Source organism: Vibrio sp. 05-20-BW147 (assembly GCF_013369385.1).
GTDB lineage: Bacteria > Pseudomonadota > Gammaproteobacteria > Enterobacterales > Vibrionaceae > Vibrio > Vibrio floridensis.
Window position 1 is genome coordinate 193,441 of record NZ_SZTO01000003.1, and the last position, 14,951, is coordinate 208,391.

Here is a 14,951-nt window from a genome sequence, read left to right on the forward strand (position 1 = left end):
GGCTTTTTTTATCAGTTTGATTTTTTGAGTTCGGTTAGATTTCGGTGGTCACCACTCTGCCACTGAAATACTCATTCGCCACGATGTACTCAGCGTTGCGAATGAGTTCATCCTGTACTTGAGCCCAATGTGTCGCGTCTATCTGTCCGTGATGGTGTGATACCGATGGAATCACACCACCAACGCGAATATTAAAAGGGGTGAGCTCTTTTGCCCAACTGTGAGTAAAACCCGAAACGAGGGAAGTCACACTCTCAACACCGGTAAAATTTAGATGATCATCGTGCGAAATAACATTGACGATCACGCCTTTCGTTTCTGTGCGTCGCATTCGTTCCGCGCACACTTGCACATAGCCGTATAGTGCGCCTGCGGTACTTGATAGTTTTTCTATGAAGCCTTCTGAGGTTGCTTCAGTATTCAAAAGTGGCAGAGGAGAGCTGGTCCAACAGTTCACGAGTACATTGGGGACGCGGTTAAATTGTGCCTGAATGTGGTCAAACAAGGATTGAATGGAAGATTGGCTGTAGTCTTGCAAAGTGATCGGATAAACATCTTGAGTGATGGCATAGAGCTCTTTGTGTGTATCACTCAATGCAGCTTGGTCTTGGTCGCAGAGAATAACAATGGCACCGAGACGCGCAAAGTGCGCTGCCACTGTTCTGCCCAATAATGAGCCCGCACTCGTCACTAAAATCAAAGCGTTCTTGATATCCATCTCGTTGCTCTCCCTCAAGCATTCAGACCGTACTTTCATCTTGGGTGAGAAATTGGGTACGCTGTGTGAATAACTTCAAACAACGGTTAATCGTGCAAAAGAGATGATGAGATATTTGTAAACAGTCACAGTTTGGTGTTCTGAGGGATGAAAAATTGTCGCATAGCGTCTAGCAAAGTTGATCCGTGCCATGCCAGTAAATACAACGATAAACAGCGTGTTACGCGTAGGTGGCAAATTTCGCTTTGACCAGTGCAGTGGATAGGTGGTTGTACAACCCGGCTTCTGGTAGCAATTTAACTTCAGGGGTTGCGAGTTTTGTTCGCTCGTGCCCAGAAAGGTTTTGATAAACCTCTTCTGGTAGATCAAACGTCTCTTCTGGCATATAAGCTAATGGCTCTGCGTTGAGATAGTGACTCAGTTTGGCAGAAGGAAGCCCTGCATTGTGGAACTGTTTCGCTTGTTCTGCAGAAATCGCGTAACTTGATTGATCGCTTCTCAATTTTTGAGGTTCAGACAAACCAAATTGCTTACGCAACACGGCATCCGTCATTTCCTGCGTTTCAATTTGTTCTACGGGGGTGATGTGACGAGCGTCTTCAGAAAACATCGAAAGCAGCAGTGCAAAGTCGGCACGACGTCCTTGCTGAACGGCTTGGCTAATGCCATTACCGAAGCTCAGCTCGTTAATGATGCTTGCTTTGTCTAATGTGTGTATCTGCATGCGGCTCTCCGTGTGATGCTTTATTAGCGGCACGTCGGCAGATAACTTTAGGGAAAATAAACAAAAAGCCCGCTAATGCGGGCTTTCAAGTATGACTAAATTGGAACTTAAGGGGCGAAAATTATTTCGCTAGGTTCTCTGCAACGAAATCCCAGTTAACCAGTGCCCAGAAACCGTTCATGTAGTCTGGACGTAGGTTGCGGTAATCGATGTAGTAAGCGTGTTCCCATAGGTCTACAGTCAGTAGTGGAGTTACGCCTTCTTCAGTGATTGGTGTTGCCGCATTTGAAGTATTAACGATTGCTAGAGAGCCGTCAGCTTTCTTCACCAACCAAGTCCAAGATGAACCAAAGTTGTTGATTGCTGAATCTGTGAATTTTGCTTTGAATTCTTCGAATGAACCGAATGCTGCGTTGATCGCTTCTGCAACTGCACCTGTTGGCTCGCCGCCTGCATTTGGAGCAAGACAGTGCCAGTAGAAAGTGTGGTTCCATACTTGCGCTGCGTTGTTGAAGATACCGCCAGTAGAAGTCTTGATGATCTCTTCTAGAGTTTTACCTTCGAATTCAGTACCAGGAATTAGGCCGTTCAGTTTCACAACGTAAGTGTTGTGGTGTTTGCCGTGGTGGAACTCAAGAGTTTCTGCAGAGATGTGTGGCTCAAGCGCGTCTTTTGCGTAAGGAAGAGCTGGTAGTTCAAATGCCATTGCTCGATTCTCCATTTATATGAAGGGATTACCTTCGGTTGCTTCCAGTGAATTTATAATTAAATCAATCCGTTTGATGATTCATCAACGAATCGACTGTCAATATGACTGACTTGCGCTATAGTTTAGCAAGTTTTTACTTTATTAAAAGGAAAAATCCGCTTTTTGATATGAAATTTCTTTGTCATTCTAATGCGGATCTAGTACGGACAATAGCCCTTAATTTTATGTGCTTTTTATTCTGCACTAATAAGGTAGAATGTGCGAAAAATTTGCAGTCATTCCGTGAACGAGGAAGCAATGGAAACTATCGACAAAATCAAACAACAAATCGCAGAAAACCCAATCCTTCTCTACATGAAAGGTTCTCCAAAGCTACCAAGCTGTGGTTTTTCTTCTCAAGCAGCTCAAGCATTGATGGCATGTGGTGAAAAATTTGCTTATGTAGACATCCTACAAAACCCAGATATTCGTGCTGAGTTGCCAAAATATGCGGAGTGGCCTACTTTCCCACAACTATGGGTTGAAGGTGAGTTGATTGGCGGTTGTGATATCGTGATTGAGATGTTCCAAAAAGGCGAACTTCAACCATTGATCAAAGAAGCGGCAGCACGCGCAGCGGGCAACGACGCGGAATAATTTGGCCAACCACTATGGCGCTTGAAAGAGTTTCGGTAGTGGTTATCGTCAAACGAAGATAGAATACGAAGGAGCTGTTTGGCTCCTTTTTGTTTTTGAGTTACTACCATGAAAATCAAACTATATTACGTCCATGATCCTATGTGCAGCTGGTGCTGGGGATACAAACCTACCTTGGAAAAATTGAAGCAACAGTTACCTGGAGTCATTCAGTTTGAGTATGTGGTTGGCGGCTTAGCGCCAGATTCAACATTGCCGATGCCACCTGAAATGCAGCAAAAAATTGAAAGCATTTGGCATCAAATTGAACAGCGCCTAGGGACTCAATTTAATTATGAGTTTTGGACTCGTTGTACACCAGTTCGTAGTACCTATCAGGCGTGTCGTGCGGTGATTGCCGCAGGTTTTCAAGATTCTTATGAGCAAATGCTAGAGGCGATCCAACAGGCGTATTATTTGCGCGCCATGCCGCCACATGATGAAGCGACACATCGCCAGCTTGCGCAAGAAATTGGACTCAATGTTCAACAGTTTGAAAACGATGTGACGGGGCGTTTATTGGAAGGTGTCTTTGAAGATCAACTGAGTTTAGCTCGAAGCTTAGGCGTCAACGCTTACCCAAGTTTAGTATTGCAAATTAACGACGCGTATTTTCCAATCGAGATCGATTACCTCTCCACCGAACCGACGTTAAAGTTGATCCGTGAGCGCATTGTCGAGAATATTCCCGCTCAATAGTGTGATGAAAATAGCGTGATGGAATAGGTCAGCGGGACACGCTGAAAAAGACCAACCTATTTTATTGAAAGAGAAAGCCGCTCAACAGAGCGGCTTCTTTGTGATTGTCGATCGTACAACGTATTAAAGTGCTTACAGCACCATAGCTGCGATCCAACCAAAAATAATGAGCGGGATATTGTAGTGGATAAAGGTTGGAACAACCGTTTCCCAAATGTGCTCGTGTTGCCCGTCGGCATTCAAACCAGAAGTTGGTCCTAACGTTGAATCAGAAGCGGGTGAACCTGCATCACCAAGCGCTGCTGCGGTACCCACAAGCGCGATGGTTGCCATCGGTGAAAAACCAAAAGCGATGGAAAGCGGAACGTAGATGGTTGCTAAGATTGGAATGGTTGAGAAAGAAGAACCAATCCCCATCGTAACAAGCAGACCGACCACAAGCATAAGAAGAGCGGCGAGGCCTTTGTTGTCCCCGATGCTGGTTGACAGCGATTCTACCAGTGTTTCAACGCCACCCGTTTGTTTCATTACCGCAGCGAAACCAGCGGCGGCGATCATGATGAAGCCGATCATTGCCATCATATGAACACCTTTAGTGAACACATCATGAGTCTCTTTCCAAGCAATGACACCACCAAAGGTGAAGACCATAAAGCCAGCCAGTGCACCAATGATCATTGAACCCGTGTATAGCTGAACACTGAGAGCTGCGATGATACCGAGGGCGGCTACCAGAATGTGTTTCTTATTGATGCCTTCGCTTTCTTCATGCACCACGGTCAGCTCGGTTTCACGGTATTCACGAGGTTTACGGTAGCTAAAGAAAATAGCAGTCAAAAGACCAAACACCATTCCCGCGCCGGGTAGGAGCATTGCGGTCGGTACTTGGCTGGCGACAACGCTCTCTAAACCGTTATCGTGCAGGTTCTTCAATAGGATGTTATTGAGGAAAATACCGCCAAAGCCGACAGGCAAGACCATGTATGGCGTAATCAGGCCAAATGTCAGCACACAAGCGACCAATCGACGATCGAGTTTGAGTTTTGCAAATACGCCCAATAGAGGTGGAATTAAAATGGGAATAAAGGCGATATGGACAGGAATGACGTTTTGGGATGACATGGTCACCAGTACGAGCGCGACCAAAACAGCGTATTTTAAGCCGGTGGTTGAAGCGTCACTTTCTTTGCCGTTAAGGCGCTTAATAACGCTTCTGGCAAGTAGGTCAGTAATGCCCGATTTTGAAATAGCAACCGCGAAGGTGCCCAACATGGCGTAGCTCAGTGCGATGGTTGCACCGCCACCAAGGCCACTTTCAAAAGCAGCGATGGTATCGCCTAGGCCCATTCCAGCAACAAGGCCACCAACGATGGCACTGAACGTGAGGGCGACCACCACGTTCACTCGCATCAAGGCTAAAATTAGCATGACGCAAACAGATATAACGACAGGATTCATAGTTTTCTCAGGTAGTTGTGTTTACTTATTATTTTTCGTTTTCATCGTCAATTAATGGCCAGCCTCCAAGCGCTTTCCATTTATTGACGATGCCACAGAACAGCTCTGCGGTTTTTTCGGTATCGTAAAGCGCCGAGTGGGCCTCACGATTGTCAAATTCCATCCCTGCGGTTTTACACGCTTTCGCCAGTACAGTTTGGCCATAAGCTAAGCCACTGAGCGTTGCGGTATCGAAAGTGGCAAAGGGATGAAACGGGACTCGTTTAAGTTTGCAACGCTCATTAGCGGCGTTAACGAAACTTAAGTCAAACGCTGCGTTGTGTGCCACCATAATGGCGCGGCTACAATCAGCGGCTTTTTGTTCTCTACGGATGAGTTTATAGATCTCTTTTAGCGCTTCTTGTTCCGTCACGGCGCCGCGTAATGGGCTAAACGGGTCACGAATGCCGTTGAACTCAAGTGCTTCTTTTTCGAGATTTGCCCCCTCAAAGGGCTCAACATGAAAGTGAATGGTCGATGCCGGGTGAAGATCACCGTTTTCATCCATGGATAGTGTGACGGCGCAAATTTCTAAGAGGGCATCCGTTTGGGCATTGAACCCGGCGGTTTCAACATCGACGACAACAGGAAAATAGCCGCGAAAGCGTTTTTTCAGGGTCAGTGCTGTGTTTTCTACAGTCATGTTTCTATATTTTTGTGTGACAAAGGCTGCATTATTACAGATTATCCTTATGAAAAAAACGTTACAAAAGGAGAAAACCGCAAAAGTTTTGCTCCTATTTGGCGAGGTTTTTGCATAAATGTGTAAGTCAGATAGAATTCATCCGGTAGTGGCAAATGTCTGCCACGCAACCGTGAGCGAGTAAGAGAAGTAGTGATAATGAAAAAGTGGCTAATAACCAGTGGTTTAGTACTAACTACCTTTGCATCATTGCCATCGGCAGCGATGACGAAGCGTTATATTGCCACCCCGCAGCAATCACAATGGGAAATGGTGATGAATTCACCGCTGGAATGCCGTTTGGTGCATCCGATCCCTAACTACGGTGATGCGGAATTCTCTTCACGCGCAAGTAAAAAAATTGTGTTGGATTTTGAGCTAAAAATGCGTCGACCTATGGGCGAAACACGCAATGTGAGTTTGATTTCGATGCCGCCTCCATGGCGACCAGGAGAAAATGCAGACCGCATTACTAATATTAAGTTCTTTCAACAGTTTAATGGTTATGTTGGTGGGCAAACGGCATGGGGCATTCTGTCTGAGTTAGAGAAAGGGCGTTATCCGACGTTTAGTTATCAAGATTGGCAAAGCCGTGACCAAAGAATTGAAGTTGCGCTATCTGCCGTTCTGTTCCAGCAAAAATACAACGTATTTAGCGATTGTGTCGCCAATCTGTTGCCTTACAGCTTTGAAGATATTTCGTTCACTATTCTGCATTATGAACGCAATGGGGATAAACTCACCAAGGCATCGCAAAAGCGCTTGTCGCAGATTGCTGAATACGTGCGCTACAACTCGGATATTGATTTGGTGTTGGTTTCGACTTACACCGATTCCACTGATGGTACTAGCGTGAGCCAAAACTTATCGGAGCGTAGAGCGGAATCGTTGAGAGATTACTTCAAAGCACTAGGACTGCCGGAAGATCGTATCCAAGTTCAAGGTTATGGTAAACGCCGCCCAATTGCAGACAACGCAACGCCTATTGGTAAAGATAAAAACCGCCGCGTTGTCATTTCACTGGGGCGAAGTGAAGTTTAGTTGAGTTTGAACTTTGCGATGATTTCGCAATGGGTAGCCGTGTCAATCTTCTCCACCAGCTGCGCGATCTTTGGGTTTGGGTGACGCTTTAAAAAATCGAACAACGCTTTTTTGCAGCAGCCAATAGACTCGATAAAACTTTCACATTGGTGGTGAGGGCACTGAGGAATTAAGGTCAGCACCTTTTCCGAGGCCAGTTGCAGATATTTTAGCTCATAGTCGGTGTCACCCGCCCAACGCCAAAATTGTGCCAAGTTGTGGCACGAGATCACGGATATCAGTAATTTGTCGTCGGCTTCTACCGTTGAGGAAGCAATGATGTCTTCGCTCAAATTGTAGGCTTGTTGATAGTGCAAAATACTACGAATTGGATCGTCAAGTTGCAGCGCGGTATCGGCGAGCAACGTGTGTTTTTCCCATTCACTGATCATGTGCTTATCCCAGTTAGCAAAATTGGGATTAATCTAAATGAAAATTATTATCATGTAAAGTTTCATGATTAAGATCAAAAGAGGAGGCTTTAGCCTCCTCGTTGCTATTCCGCCATATTGACGTGGCGATTAGCCTTCTAAACCTGCTGATGCTTGTTTGTTTTGGATCAGCTCAATCATATAGCCATCAGGATCTTTCACAAAAGCGATGTGGGTTGTGCCGCCTTTTACTGGGCCAGGTTCGCGAGTCACATTACCGCCAGCGGCTTTGATGGCATCGCAAGTAACATAAATGTCGTCGACGCCAATCGCGATGTGACCAAATGCACTGCCGAGGTCGTACTCCGTTTTACCCCAGTTGTAAGTTAACTCGATGACTGCGCCTTGTGATTCGTCACCGTAACCTAGAAACGCCAAAGTATATTCATACTCTTTGTTTTCATTGGTACGAAGCAATTGCATGCCCATAACTTCGGTGTAGAACTGAATCGATTTATCTAAATTACCCACACGCAACATAGTGTGAAGAATGCGACCATTTGACATTGTTATGCTCCTTACAGATAGAGATTAATTCTCTGGGTAGACTTTTTCTTTAAATTCGCACAGGTCTTCAATGATGCAACTGCCACAGCGAGGCTTGCGTGCAATACAGGTGTAGCGTCCATGCAAAATCAACCAGTGGTGGACATCGAGTTTAAACTCTTTTGGTACCACTTTAAGTAACTTTTGCTCGACGTCATCCACGTTTTTGCCTAGGGCAAACTTTGTGCGATTGGAAACGCGGTAAATATGAGTATCGACAGCGATGGTTGGCCAGCCAAAGGCGGTGTTGAGCACCACATTGGCGGTTTTGCGCCCAACCCCGGGCAGTGCTTCAAGAGCGTCTCGGTCTTCAGGGACTTCACCGTTGTGTTTTTCGAGCAGAATGCGACACGTTTTGATGGTGTTTTCCGCTTTGGAATTAAACAGGCCAATGGTCTTAATGTACTCTTTCAGACCTTCCACCCCGAGATCCAACATCGCTTGAGGGGTGTTGGCGACAGGGAACAGTTTGTCTGTGGCTTTATTGACACTGACATCCGTTGCTTGTGCTGATAACAAAACCGCTATCAACAGCTCAAAAGGGGAGTTCCAATTGAGTTCGGTTTGTGGGTTGGGGTTGTTTTCTCGTAATCGTTCGAGAATTTGTATGCGTTTGTCTTTATTCATTGCTGACTTCCAGTTGTTCTAGGCTCATGGGCACTCTAGCGGTGCATATTTTGATGAGCCTAGACAGTGACTTACGCGTTAGTCACGCGTGCGCGTTCAATCGCGGGTTTTTCCTGTTTAGGTTGGCGAGCTTTCAACTGTGTATCGATGACATTTTTCAACGCGATGAGCAGGCCGACACCAATAAATGCCCCGGGCGGTAACAGTGCCAGTAGGAAGCTACTGTCAAATTGGAATACCTGAATCCGCAGTGCGCTCGCCCATTCACCCAGCAGAAGATCTGCGCCATCGAAAAGGGTTCCGTTGCCGATGATTTCGCGCATTGCGCCCAAAACGACAAGCACGGTGGTCATACCCATGCCCATCCAAAAGCCATCTAATGCCGCAGGCAAAGGATCATTTTTTGATGCGTACGCTTCAGCACGGCCGATGATGATGCAGTTGGTCACAATCAAAGGAATGAAAATGCCCAATGATAGGTATAAGCCATAGGCGTAGGCGTTCATCAGTAATTGAACGCACGTGACCAGTGAGGCAATGATCATAACGAATACCGGAATACGAATTTCTTTTGGTACGTAGTTACGAATCAGAGAAACAGTGACGTTGGAGCCAACGAGAACCAATAATGTTGCTATGCCGAGACCAAGTGCGTTGGTGACGGTTGACGATACCGCCAGTAGCGGACACAGACCAAGTAGCTGGACCAGTGCAGGGTTGTTGTCCCACATGCCATTTTTAAGTAATTTTTTATGCTCACTCATAGTGGCCTCCACAGTTAAGTGGTTGATTCAGAATCTGTTCACGATGGGTATTGACGAACTCAACGGTGTTGCGCACCGCTTTAACAACCGCACGAGGTGTAATGGTCGCGCCGGTAAACTGGTCAAATTCTCCACCATCTTTACGCACTTTCCAACTGTTATAGTTGCCATCATTTAACTGTTTTCCGGTGAAACTGGTGATCCAATCTGTCACTCTAAGGTCAATCTTGTCGCCTAACCCTGGAGTTTCTTGGTGGCTAAGTACGCGCGTGCCAAGCACGGTACCGCTGGTATCGATACCCGTAATGATCTTAATGGCACCGTTGTAGCCATCTGGTGCTATGGACTCAATAGCAATGGCGGTGGCTTGGCCATTACGTGTAGCAATATAGGCTGTCATCGCCTTATCGGAGCCTAGCGCGGAATCGCTCACCAATGTACAAGATTCAAACAATAAGTTGTCATGTGCACTTTCCGGGATGACTTGATTAAGGACCGAAGAGAGCTGCTTTTGCTCCTGAAGTGTGATTTGGTCCTTAGTTAAATATTGCGTCATGGCCACTAGCCCTGTGGTAGCACAGGCAAATATTGCTAGTGTTAAACCGTTCTTTCGTATTGCGTTTAACATTTCATTTCCTGCCTTTTAGTGCCCGTAAGTTCTTGGTTTGGTGTAGTAATCGATCAAAGGTACACACATGTTGGCCAATAACACTGCAAATGCCACACCGTCTGGGAAGCCTCCCCAGCTACGTATGATAAAGACGAGAGTACCGATGATCGCCCCAAAGAGGATACGCCCCTTTATTGTTGTTGAAGCGGATACGGGATCCGTTGCAATAAAGAATGCGCCAAGCATCGTCGCACCGGAAAGGAGATGAAACAGTGGTGATGCCGTTTCACCAGGGAAGAACAGGGAGAAAAAGCTGCTCATCACAAGCAACGCACCTAAAAATCCGACAGGAATATGCCATTGGATAACGCGTTGCTTGAGCAAAATCAGACCACCCGCCAAGTAGGCAAGGTTAACCCATTGCCAGCCCACACCGGCAAAACCTTCAAAAATAGGTTGGCTGAGAATTTCTGACGATGTCGCTCCGCTGTGCAGACCAGTTTTGAAAGCATCAAGCGGCGTTGCCGTGGTAATGCCATCGATGCCTGCACGAACTTGTTGCAGAGAAGAACCATCGATAGTGAGTCCGGTAAAGATCAGGGAAAGAAGATCTCCGAATGTCACTGGATCTTTGGCCACTTCGTGTCCTGCTTCAATCAGAGGTAGAGGAGCACTCCAACTGGTCATTTGCACTGGGAAGGAAATCAGCAGTACCACATAAGCTATCATGGCAGGGTTGAACGGGTTTTGCCCTAGACCACCATAGAGATGCTTTGCAATCACGATCGCAAACAAAAGGCCAATTGTGATGATCCACCAAGGGGCCATTGGGGGGATGGCGACGGCCAGTAACCAAGCGGTGACCAGAGCACTATGATCGCGTAGCGCTCGCATTGGTGGACGTTTTCTTAATAGCATCACGAGTGCTTCTAAAGATAACGCGATGGTGATTGCCAAAATGAGTTGAACTAATGTGCCCCAACCAAAAAAGTAGGTTTGCGCCAACAATCCGGGTAACGCACATAGTGCTACCCATTTCATTAAATCTGGGGTGCTTTTGCGACTGTGGGCGTGTGGTGAGCTCGCAATAAAAAACGACATTACTCGTTCTCCTCAGTATTTTGTTTTTGTTCTGCTTGTTGAGCTTTACGCGCTTTGGCACGAGCAATCGCCGCAGCGACGGCCGCTTTCTTCGGATCGTCTTCTGCTGGTTGCGATTCTTCGCGGTTTTGCTCAGGTGCAGGTTCGTCTGTTTGCTGCGCTTTTCGTGCTTTGGCACGAGCAATCGCCGCAGCGACTGCCGCTTTCTTCGGATCGTCTTCTGCTGGTTGCGATTCTTCGCGGTTTTGCTCAGGTGCAGGTTCGTCTGTTTGCTGCGCTTTTCGTGCTTTGGCACGAGCAATCGCCGCAGCGACTGCCGCTTTCTTAGGATCGTCCTCTGCTGGTTGCGATTCTTCACGGTTTTGCTCAGGAGCCGGCTCGCTTGTTTGCTGCGCTTTTCGTGCTTTGGCACGAGCAATCGCCGCAGCGACTGCCGCTTTCTTCGGATCGTCTTCTGTTGGTTGCAATTCTTCGCGGTTTTGCTCTGGTGCAGATTCGTCTGTTTGCTGCGCTTTTCGCGCTTTGGCGCGAGCAATCGCCGCAGCGACTGCCGCTTTCTTCGGATCGTCTTCTGCTGGTTGCGATTCTTCGCGGTTTTGCTCAGGTGCAGGTTCGTCTATTTGCTGCGCTTTTCGTGCTTTGGCACGGGCAATCGCCGCGGCGACGGCCGCTTTCTTAGGATCGTCTTCTGCTGCTTGCGATTCTTCGCGGTTTTGCTCAGGTGCAGGTTCGTCTGTTTGCTGCGCTTTTCGTGCTTTGGCGCGAGCAATCGCTGCAGCAACAGCGGCTTTCTTATCTTCAGGTTCATCCGCCGATGATTCGGATGAAGCAAGTGGTGGTTGCTGCGCTTTTTTCGCTTTTGCTCTTGCAATGGCGGCGGCAACGGCAGATTTTTTATCCCCTTGCTCTTCAGAGTCTGGGGTTTTAGATTGCTCTTTCTCTGCTTTTCGCTCGCGAGCAAGACGCTTACGTTCTTCGCGTAACTTCACCATTTCTGAATTGTCTGGTTCAGACGAACCGGAGTCAGCTGCGGCGGCTTGTTTGGCTTTTGCTTTGGCAATGGCTGCAGCAACTGCCGGTTTAACGCTTGGTGTTTGCTCGCTATCTTGAGTTTTTTGCGCTTTAACACGAGCGATGGCGGCGGCAATGGCGTCGTCGCCTCCCGTGGATTTCATTTCCTTACGGCGATCTTCCGCGGCTTTCTTAAAGCGATTCTCGCGTTCTTCTTTTTCGCGCTCCATGCGTGCTTTTTTCTCTTCAAAGCGCAGTTTGGCACGTTCTGCTGCGTCAGCTTCTTGAGCGCGCGTCCGAATTTCGGCTTTAGCTTGACGATAATAGCTGACAAGCGGGATTTCACTTGGGCACACAAAGGCACAAGCGCCACATTCGATACAATCTTTTAAGTTTAGCTCTTCACACTTGTCGAACTCTTCGGCTTTAGCGTGCCATTGTAGCTGCTGAGGAAGCAGTGAAGCAGGACAAGCTTCAGCGCATGCGCCGCAGCGAATACATTCCATTTCGTAACCCGCAGGAGAAATCTCTTTGCGGGTTGGAGCCAAAATACAGTTGGACGTTTTGGTGATCGGAACGTTTGCATGAGGCAGGCTAAAGCCCATCATCGGACCGCCCATGATCAAACGTGGTAACTTTTTGTCTGCTTGGTAGCCAAATTGTTCTAATAAAGCATGTACTGGTGTGCCCAGCGGTACCCAAACGTTACGTGGTGTCTCGAAGGTGTTGCCCGTTAAGGTGACGACTCGATTGACCATTGGTTCGCCGTCCATTACCGCGCGCTTAATCGCGTACAGCGATCCGACATTTTGAACAAGGATGCCAATATCCGCAGGAATACCGCCCGCGGGAACTTCTTTATTTGTCAGAACCTTAATCAGCTGCTTTTCGCCACCAGAGGGGTACTTGGTGGGGATAACACGAATAACGATGTCTCTATTTTGTGCGGCTGATTCAAGGGCTTTAATTGCTTCGGGTTTGTTATCTTCAATTCCGATGATGGTAAGTTTAGGCTGCAAAATGTGTTCTACAATTTCGATACCTTGTAGAACCTCTTCCGCGTGTTCTTGCAAAAGCTTGTCGTCTGCGGTGATGTACGGTTCACATTCTGCCGCGTTGACAATCAAAATTTCTGTTCGGCCTAAGCCAGATTGGATTTTTTTCGCGGTCGGAAAGCCTGCGCCTCCCATTCCGGAAATGCCCGCCATGCGAATCACATCCAAAAGATAGTCGCTGTTTTGTTGTGAATAATCGATGACAGGTTGTTTTTCACACCAAGTATCTTGGCCATCTGGCGTGATGACCACACACATTTCGCTCAAACCAGAAGGGTGCGCCACTGTGCGTGTTTCAATAGCTGTTATGGTTCCGGAAGTCGAGGCGTGAATTGGAAGTGTAAAACCGGCATTCGATTGGGTGAGCAATTGCCCTTTTAAGACGTGATCGCCTACGTTGACCAAGATGTTTCCCGGTTTGCCGATGTGTTGTTTGAGCGGTAACACAATCTCATTGGCTAGCGCTGCGTGCACCAAAGGCTGCTGGTTTGACTGGCGTTTGTTTTCCGCAGGATGAACACCACCTGGAAAATCCCAAAGCGCGCCTGTACGAATTTGTTCAATTAAAGACAACATCTTCTTTGCCCTTTAGTTATTCTGATCTCTGCTGGTGGCAGAGTTAGGGTTAGCTTCGGAAATATTGACCACAGGTATAGCATTAAGCTGCCACTTCCATGTTTCCGTGGTTGTCTCCAGAGGAATCATTTCAATACAGTCTGTCGGGCAAGGCGCCACGCATAAATCGCAGCCCGTACATTCATCTTTAATGACCGTATGTAGAGCTTTGGTTCCACCAACAATAGCATCGACCGGACAGGCTTGGATGCACTTGGTGCAACCAATACACATGTCTTCGTGGATAAACGCGACTTTTTTCACTTTGCCTTCAAGATCATGGGCGGATTCTTCCGCTTCAACGCCCATAAGATCGGCCAGTTTCTCAATGGTCGCTTGGCCTCCTGGTGGGCACTTATTGATGCTGTCTCCATTCGCGATGGCTTCTGCGTAAGGACGGCAACCAGGATAGCCACACTGACCACATTGCGTTTGTGGCAATATGGCATCGATTTGATCCACGATTGGATCCGCTTCGACTTTAAAGCGAATTGAGGCAAAACCAAGGATAGCGCCAAATAGCGTAGCCAGCAGTGCAATGGCTAGCACGGCAATCATGATGGTTGTCATCTTATTTCACCAACCCCGTAAAGCCCATAAACGCTAGCGACATTAATCCTGCAGTAATCATCGCAATGGAAGCCCCTTTAAAAGGCGCAGGCACATCCGCTGCAGAAATGCGCTCACGCATCGAAGCAAACAGAATCAGTACTAAAGAAAAACCAACCGCTGCACCAAAACCATAGATGATGGATTCAACAAACGAGTGGTTTTCATTGATATTCAGTAGAGCAACCCCCAACACGGCACAGTTGGTGGTAATCAAAGGTAGAAAAATACCCAGCAGGCGATAGAGGGTTGGGCTGGTCTTGTGAACCACCATTTCCGTAAACTGGACCACCACCGCAATCACCAAAATAAAGCTCATGGTTCGTAGGTATTCGATGTGCAATGGCTCAAGAATGTAGCTTTCAACAAGATAAGCGCACACGGAAGCCATAGTAAGGACAAAGGTCGTTGCCAAGCCCATACCAATTGCGGTTTCCAATTTTTTTGACACGCCCATGAAGGGACACAATCCGAGAAACTTCACCAGTACAAAGTTGTTTACGAGGACGGTGCCAATCAACAACAAAATATATTCGGTCATAATTATTACGTTCTGCAAATCCGATCCCGATATTATCGTGCTTTGTCCGGGTAATAACAACCAATGAAAGGTAAGGTTTTGAGTAGCTGACGGAATTTTATACTTCGTAATCGGTTCGTTTGTTTAGGGCAAGAAAAAATATGGCGCTGCAAATGAACAAAACACCCGATACCAAGAAGGGTTGTTTTGAAAAAGTTCGTCTCCGCCAGCTGGGCTCAACTCCGCGGCGCAGGGAGCAAACTTCGTCGCTCTGTCAG

Annotated in this window: 17 protein-coding genes; 3 read left to right on the forward strand and 14 right to left on the reverse strand. The window is 47.2% G+C overall.

Annotation, left to right across the window (positions count from 1 at the left end):
* Positions 1–34: 34 nt before the first annotated feature.
* The 3 genes from FC652_RS03655 to sodB all read right to left on the reverse strand — a co-directional run bounded on the left by FC652_RS03655 (position 35) and on the right by sodB (position 2,148).
* Complete coding sequence (locus tag FC652_RS03655; RefSeq protein WP_176297520.1) at positions 35–718, reverse strand: SDR family oxidoreductase; 684 nt, start codon at positions 716–718, stop codon at positions 35–37.
* Between the two features lie 220 nt (positions 719–938).
* Positions 939–1,442: a VC2046/SO_2500 family protein gene (locus tag FC652_RS03660; RefSeq protein WP_176297521.1), complete on the reverse strand. Its 504-nt coding sequence runs from the start codon at positions 1,440–1,442 to the stop codon at positions 939–941.
* Positions 1,443–1,563: 121 nt separating this feature from the next.
* Entirely contained in the window at positions 1,564–2,148 is a 585-nt protein-coding gene (gene sodB / locus FC652_RS03665; RefSeq protein ID WP_013572124.1) for a superoxide dismutase [Fe], read from the reverse strand.
* Between the two features lie 300 nt (positions 2,149–2,448).
* On the opposite strand from sodB, the gene FC652_RS03670 reads away from it, so the two are divergent.
* The gene (locus FC652_RS03670) at positions 2,449–2,787 is read left to right on the forward strand and encodes a Grx4 family monothiol glutaredoxin (protein ID WP_013572123.1); all 339 of its coding nucleotides are present in this window, start codon (positions 2,449–2,451) and stop codon (positions 2,785–2,787) included.
* Positions 2,788–2,895: 108 nt separating this feature from the next.
* Positions 2,896–3,525 (forward strand): DsbA family protein, encoded by a 630-nt coding sequence (locus FC652_RS03675; protein ID WP_176297522.1) that lies wholly within the window; start codon positions 2,896–2,898, stop codon positions 3,523–3,525.
* A gap of 132 nt (positions 3,526–3,657) precedes the next feature.
* Here the strand turns inward: FC652_RS03675 and FC652_RS03680 are convergent, their stop codons facing one another.
* Positions 3,658–4,983 carry a Na+/H+ antiporter family protein gene (locus tag FC652_RS03680; RefSeq protein WP_011080906.1) on the reverse strand — a complete coding sequence of 442 codons (1,326 nt, stop codon included), beginning with the start codon at positions 4,981–4,983 and terminating at the stop codon, positions 3,658–3,660.
* A gap of 28 nt (positions 4,984–5,011) precedes the next feature.
* Positions 5,012–5,665: a ribonuclease T gene (rnt, locus tag FC652_RS03685; RefSeq protein ID WP_130250160.1), complete on the reverse strand. Its 654-nt coding sequence runs from the start codon at positions 5,663–5,665 to the stop codon at positions 5,012–5,014.
* A 198-nt stretch (positions 5,666–5,863) separates the two neighbouring features.
* Here rnt and FC652_RS03690 point away from each other — a divergent pair, with 198 nt between their 5' ends.
* Positions 5,864–6,745, forward strand: coding sequence for an OmpA family protein (locus FC652_RS03690; RefSeq protein WP_026050796.1), 882 nt, complete (start codon positions 5,864–5,866; stop codon positions 6,743–6,745).
* On the opposite strand, the gene FC652_RS03695 is transcribed toward FC652_RS03690, so the two are convergent.
* The 9 genes from FC652_RS03695 to rsxA form a co-directional block, all read right to left on the reverse strand.
* Positions 6,742–7,176 (reverse strand): DUF2753 domain-containing protein, encoded by a 435-nt coding sequence (locus tag FC652_RS03695; RefSeq protein ID WP_011080903.1) that lies wholly within the window; start codon positions 7,174–7,176, stop codon positions 6,742–6,744. The genes FC652_RS03690 and FC652_RS03695 overlap by 4 nt on opposite strands.
* 129 nt (positions 7,177–7,305) lie before the next feature.
* A complete protein-coding gene (gene gloA, locus FC652_RS03700; RefSeq protein WP_011080902.1) occupies positions 7,306–7,722 on the reverse strand; it encodes a lactoylglutathione lyase in 417 nt (138 codons plus the stop codon).
* Between the two features lie 24 nt (positions 7,723–7,746).
* Positions 7,747–8,388 (reverse strand): endonuclease III, encoded by a 642-nt coding sequence (nth, locus tag FC652_RS03705; RefSeq protein WP_080538126.1) that lies wholly within the window; start codon positions 8,386–8,388, stop codon positions 7,747–7,749.
* Between the two features lie 71 nt (positions 8,389–8,459).
* Positions 8,460–9,152: an electron transport complex subunit E gene (locus tag FC652_RS03710; RefSeq protein ID WP_011080900.1), complete on the reverse strand. Its 693-nt coding sequence runs from the start codon at positions 9,150–9,152 to the stop codon at positions 8,460–8,462.
* Positions 9,145–9,780, reverse strand: a complete 636-nt coding sequence (gene rsxG, locus FC652_RS03715; RefSeq protein ID WP_176297523.1) for an electron transport complex subunit RsxG — start codon at positions 9,778–9,780, stop codon at positions 9,145–9,147. The genes FC652_RS03710 and rsxG overlap by 8 nt, the downstream gene beginning before the upstream one ends.
* Before the next feature lie 15 nt (positions 9,781–9,795).
* The gene (gene rsxD / locus FC652_RS03720; RefSeq protein WP_131069960.1) at positions 9,796–10,863 is read right to left on the reverse strand and encodes an electron transport complex subunit RsxD; all 1,068 of its coding nucleotides are present in this window, start codon (positions 10,861–10,863) and stop codon (positions 9,796–9,798) included.
* Positions 10,863–13,505 (reverse strand): electron transport complex subunit RsxC, encoded by a 2,643-nt coding sequence (gene rsxC, locus FC652_RS03725; RefSeq protein ID WP_176297524.1) that lies wholly within the window; start codon positions 13,503–13,505, stop codon positions 10,863–10,865. The genes rsxD and rsxC overlap by 1 nt, the downstream gene beginning before the upstream one ends.
* 12 nt (positions 13,506–13,517) lie before the next feature.
* Positions 13,518–14,114, reverse strand: a complete 597-nt coding sequence (gene rsxB / locus FC652_RS03730) for an electron transport complex subunit RsxB (RefSeq protein ID WP_011080896.1) — start codon at positions 14,112–14,114, stop codon at positions 13,518–13,520.
* Between the two features lies 1 nt (position 14,115).
* The gene (gene rsxA, locus FC652_RS03735) at positions 14,116–14,694 is read right to left on the reverse strand and encodes an electron transport complex subunit RsxA (protein WP_011080895.1); all 579 of its coding nucleotides are present in this window, start codon (positions 14,692–14,694) and stop codon (positions 14,116–14,118) included.
* Positions 14,695–14,951 lie beyond the last annotated feature (257 nt).

Bases quoted from the DNA above. Each gene is read 5' to 3' on its own strand.
- FC652_RS03655 (WP_176297520.1), bottom strand. From the start codon at position 718: ATGGATATCAAGAACGCTTTGATTTTAGTGACGAGTGCGGGCTCATTA.
- FC652_RS03660 (WP_176297521.1), bottom strand. From the start codon at position 1,442: ATGCAGATACACACATTAGACAAAGCAAGCATCATTAACGAGCTGAGC.
- sodB (WP_013572124.1), bottom strand. From the start codon at position 2,148: ATGGCATTTGAACTACCAGCTCTTCCTTACGCAAAAGACGCGCTTGAG.
- FC652_RS03670 (WP_013572123.1), top strand. From the start codon at position 2,449: ATGGAAACTATCGACAAAATCAAACAACAAATCGCAGAAAACCCAATC.
- FC652_RS03675 (WP_176297522.1), top strand. From the start codon at position 2,896: ATGAAAATCAAACTATATTACGTCCATGATCCTATGTGCAGCTGGTGC.
- FC652_RS03680 (WP_011080906.1), bottom strand. From the start codon at position 4,983: ATGAATCCTGTCGTTATATCTGTTTGCGTCATGCTAATTTTAGCCTTG.
- rnt (WP_130250160.1), bottom strand. From the start codon at position 5,665: ATGACTGTAGAAAACACAGCACTGACCCTGAAAAAACGCTTTCGCGGC.
- FC652_RS03690 (WP_026050796.1), top strand. From the start codon at position 5,864: ATGAAAAAGTGGCTAATAACCAGTGGTTTAGTACTAACTACCTTTGCA.
- FC652_RS03695 (WP_011080903.1), bottom strand. From the start codon at position 7,176: ATGATCAGTGAATGGGAAAAACACACGTTGCTCGCCGATACCGCGCTG.
- gloA (WP_011080902.1), bottom strand. From the start codon at position 7,722: ATGTCAAATGGTCGCATTCTTCACACTATGTTGCGTGTGGGTAATTTA.
- nth (WP_080538126.1), bottom strand. From the start codon at position 8,388: ATGAATAAAGACAAACGCATACAAATTCTCGAACGATTACGAGAAAAC.
- FC652_RS03710 (WP_011080900.1), bottom strand. From the start codon at position 9,152: ATGAGTGAGCATAAAAAATTACTTAAAAATGGCATGTGGGACAACAAC.
- rsxG (WP_176297523.1), bottom strand. From the start codon at position 9,780: ATGTTAAACGCAATACGAAAGAACGGTTTAACACTAGCAATATTTGCC.
- rsxD (WP_131069960.1), bottom strand. From the start codon at position 10,863: ATGTCGTTTTTTATTGCGAGCTCACCACACGCCCACAGTCGCAAAAGC.
- rsxC (WP_176297524.1), bottom strand. From the start codon at position 13,505: ATGTTGTCTTTAATTGAACAAATTCGTACAGGCGCGCTTTGGGATTTT.
- rsxB (WP_011080896.1), bottom strand. From the start codon at position 14,114: ATGACAACCATCATGATTGCCGTGCTAGCCATTGCACTGCTGGCTACG.
- rsxA (WP_011080895.1), bottom strand. From the start codon at position 14,694: ATGACCGAATATATTTTGTTGTTGATTGGCACCGTCCTCGTAAACAAC.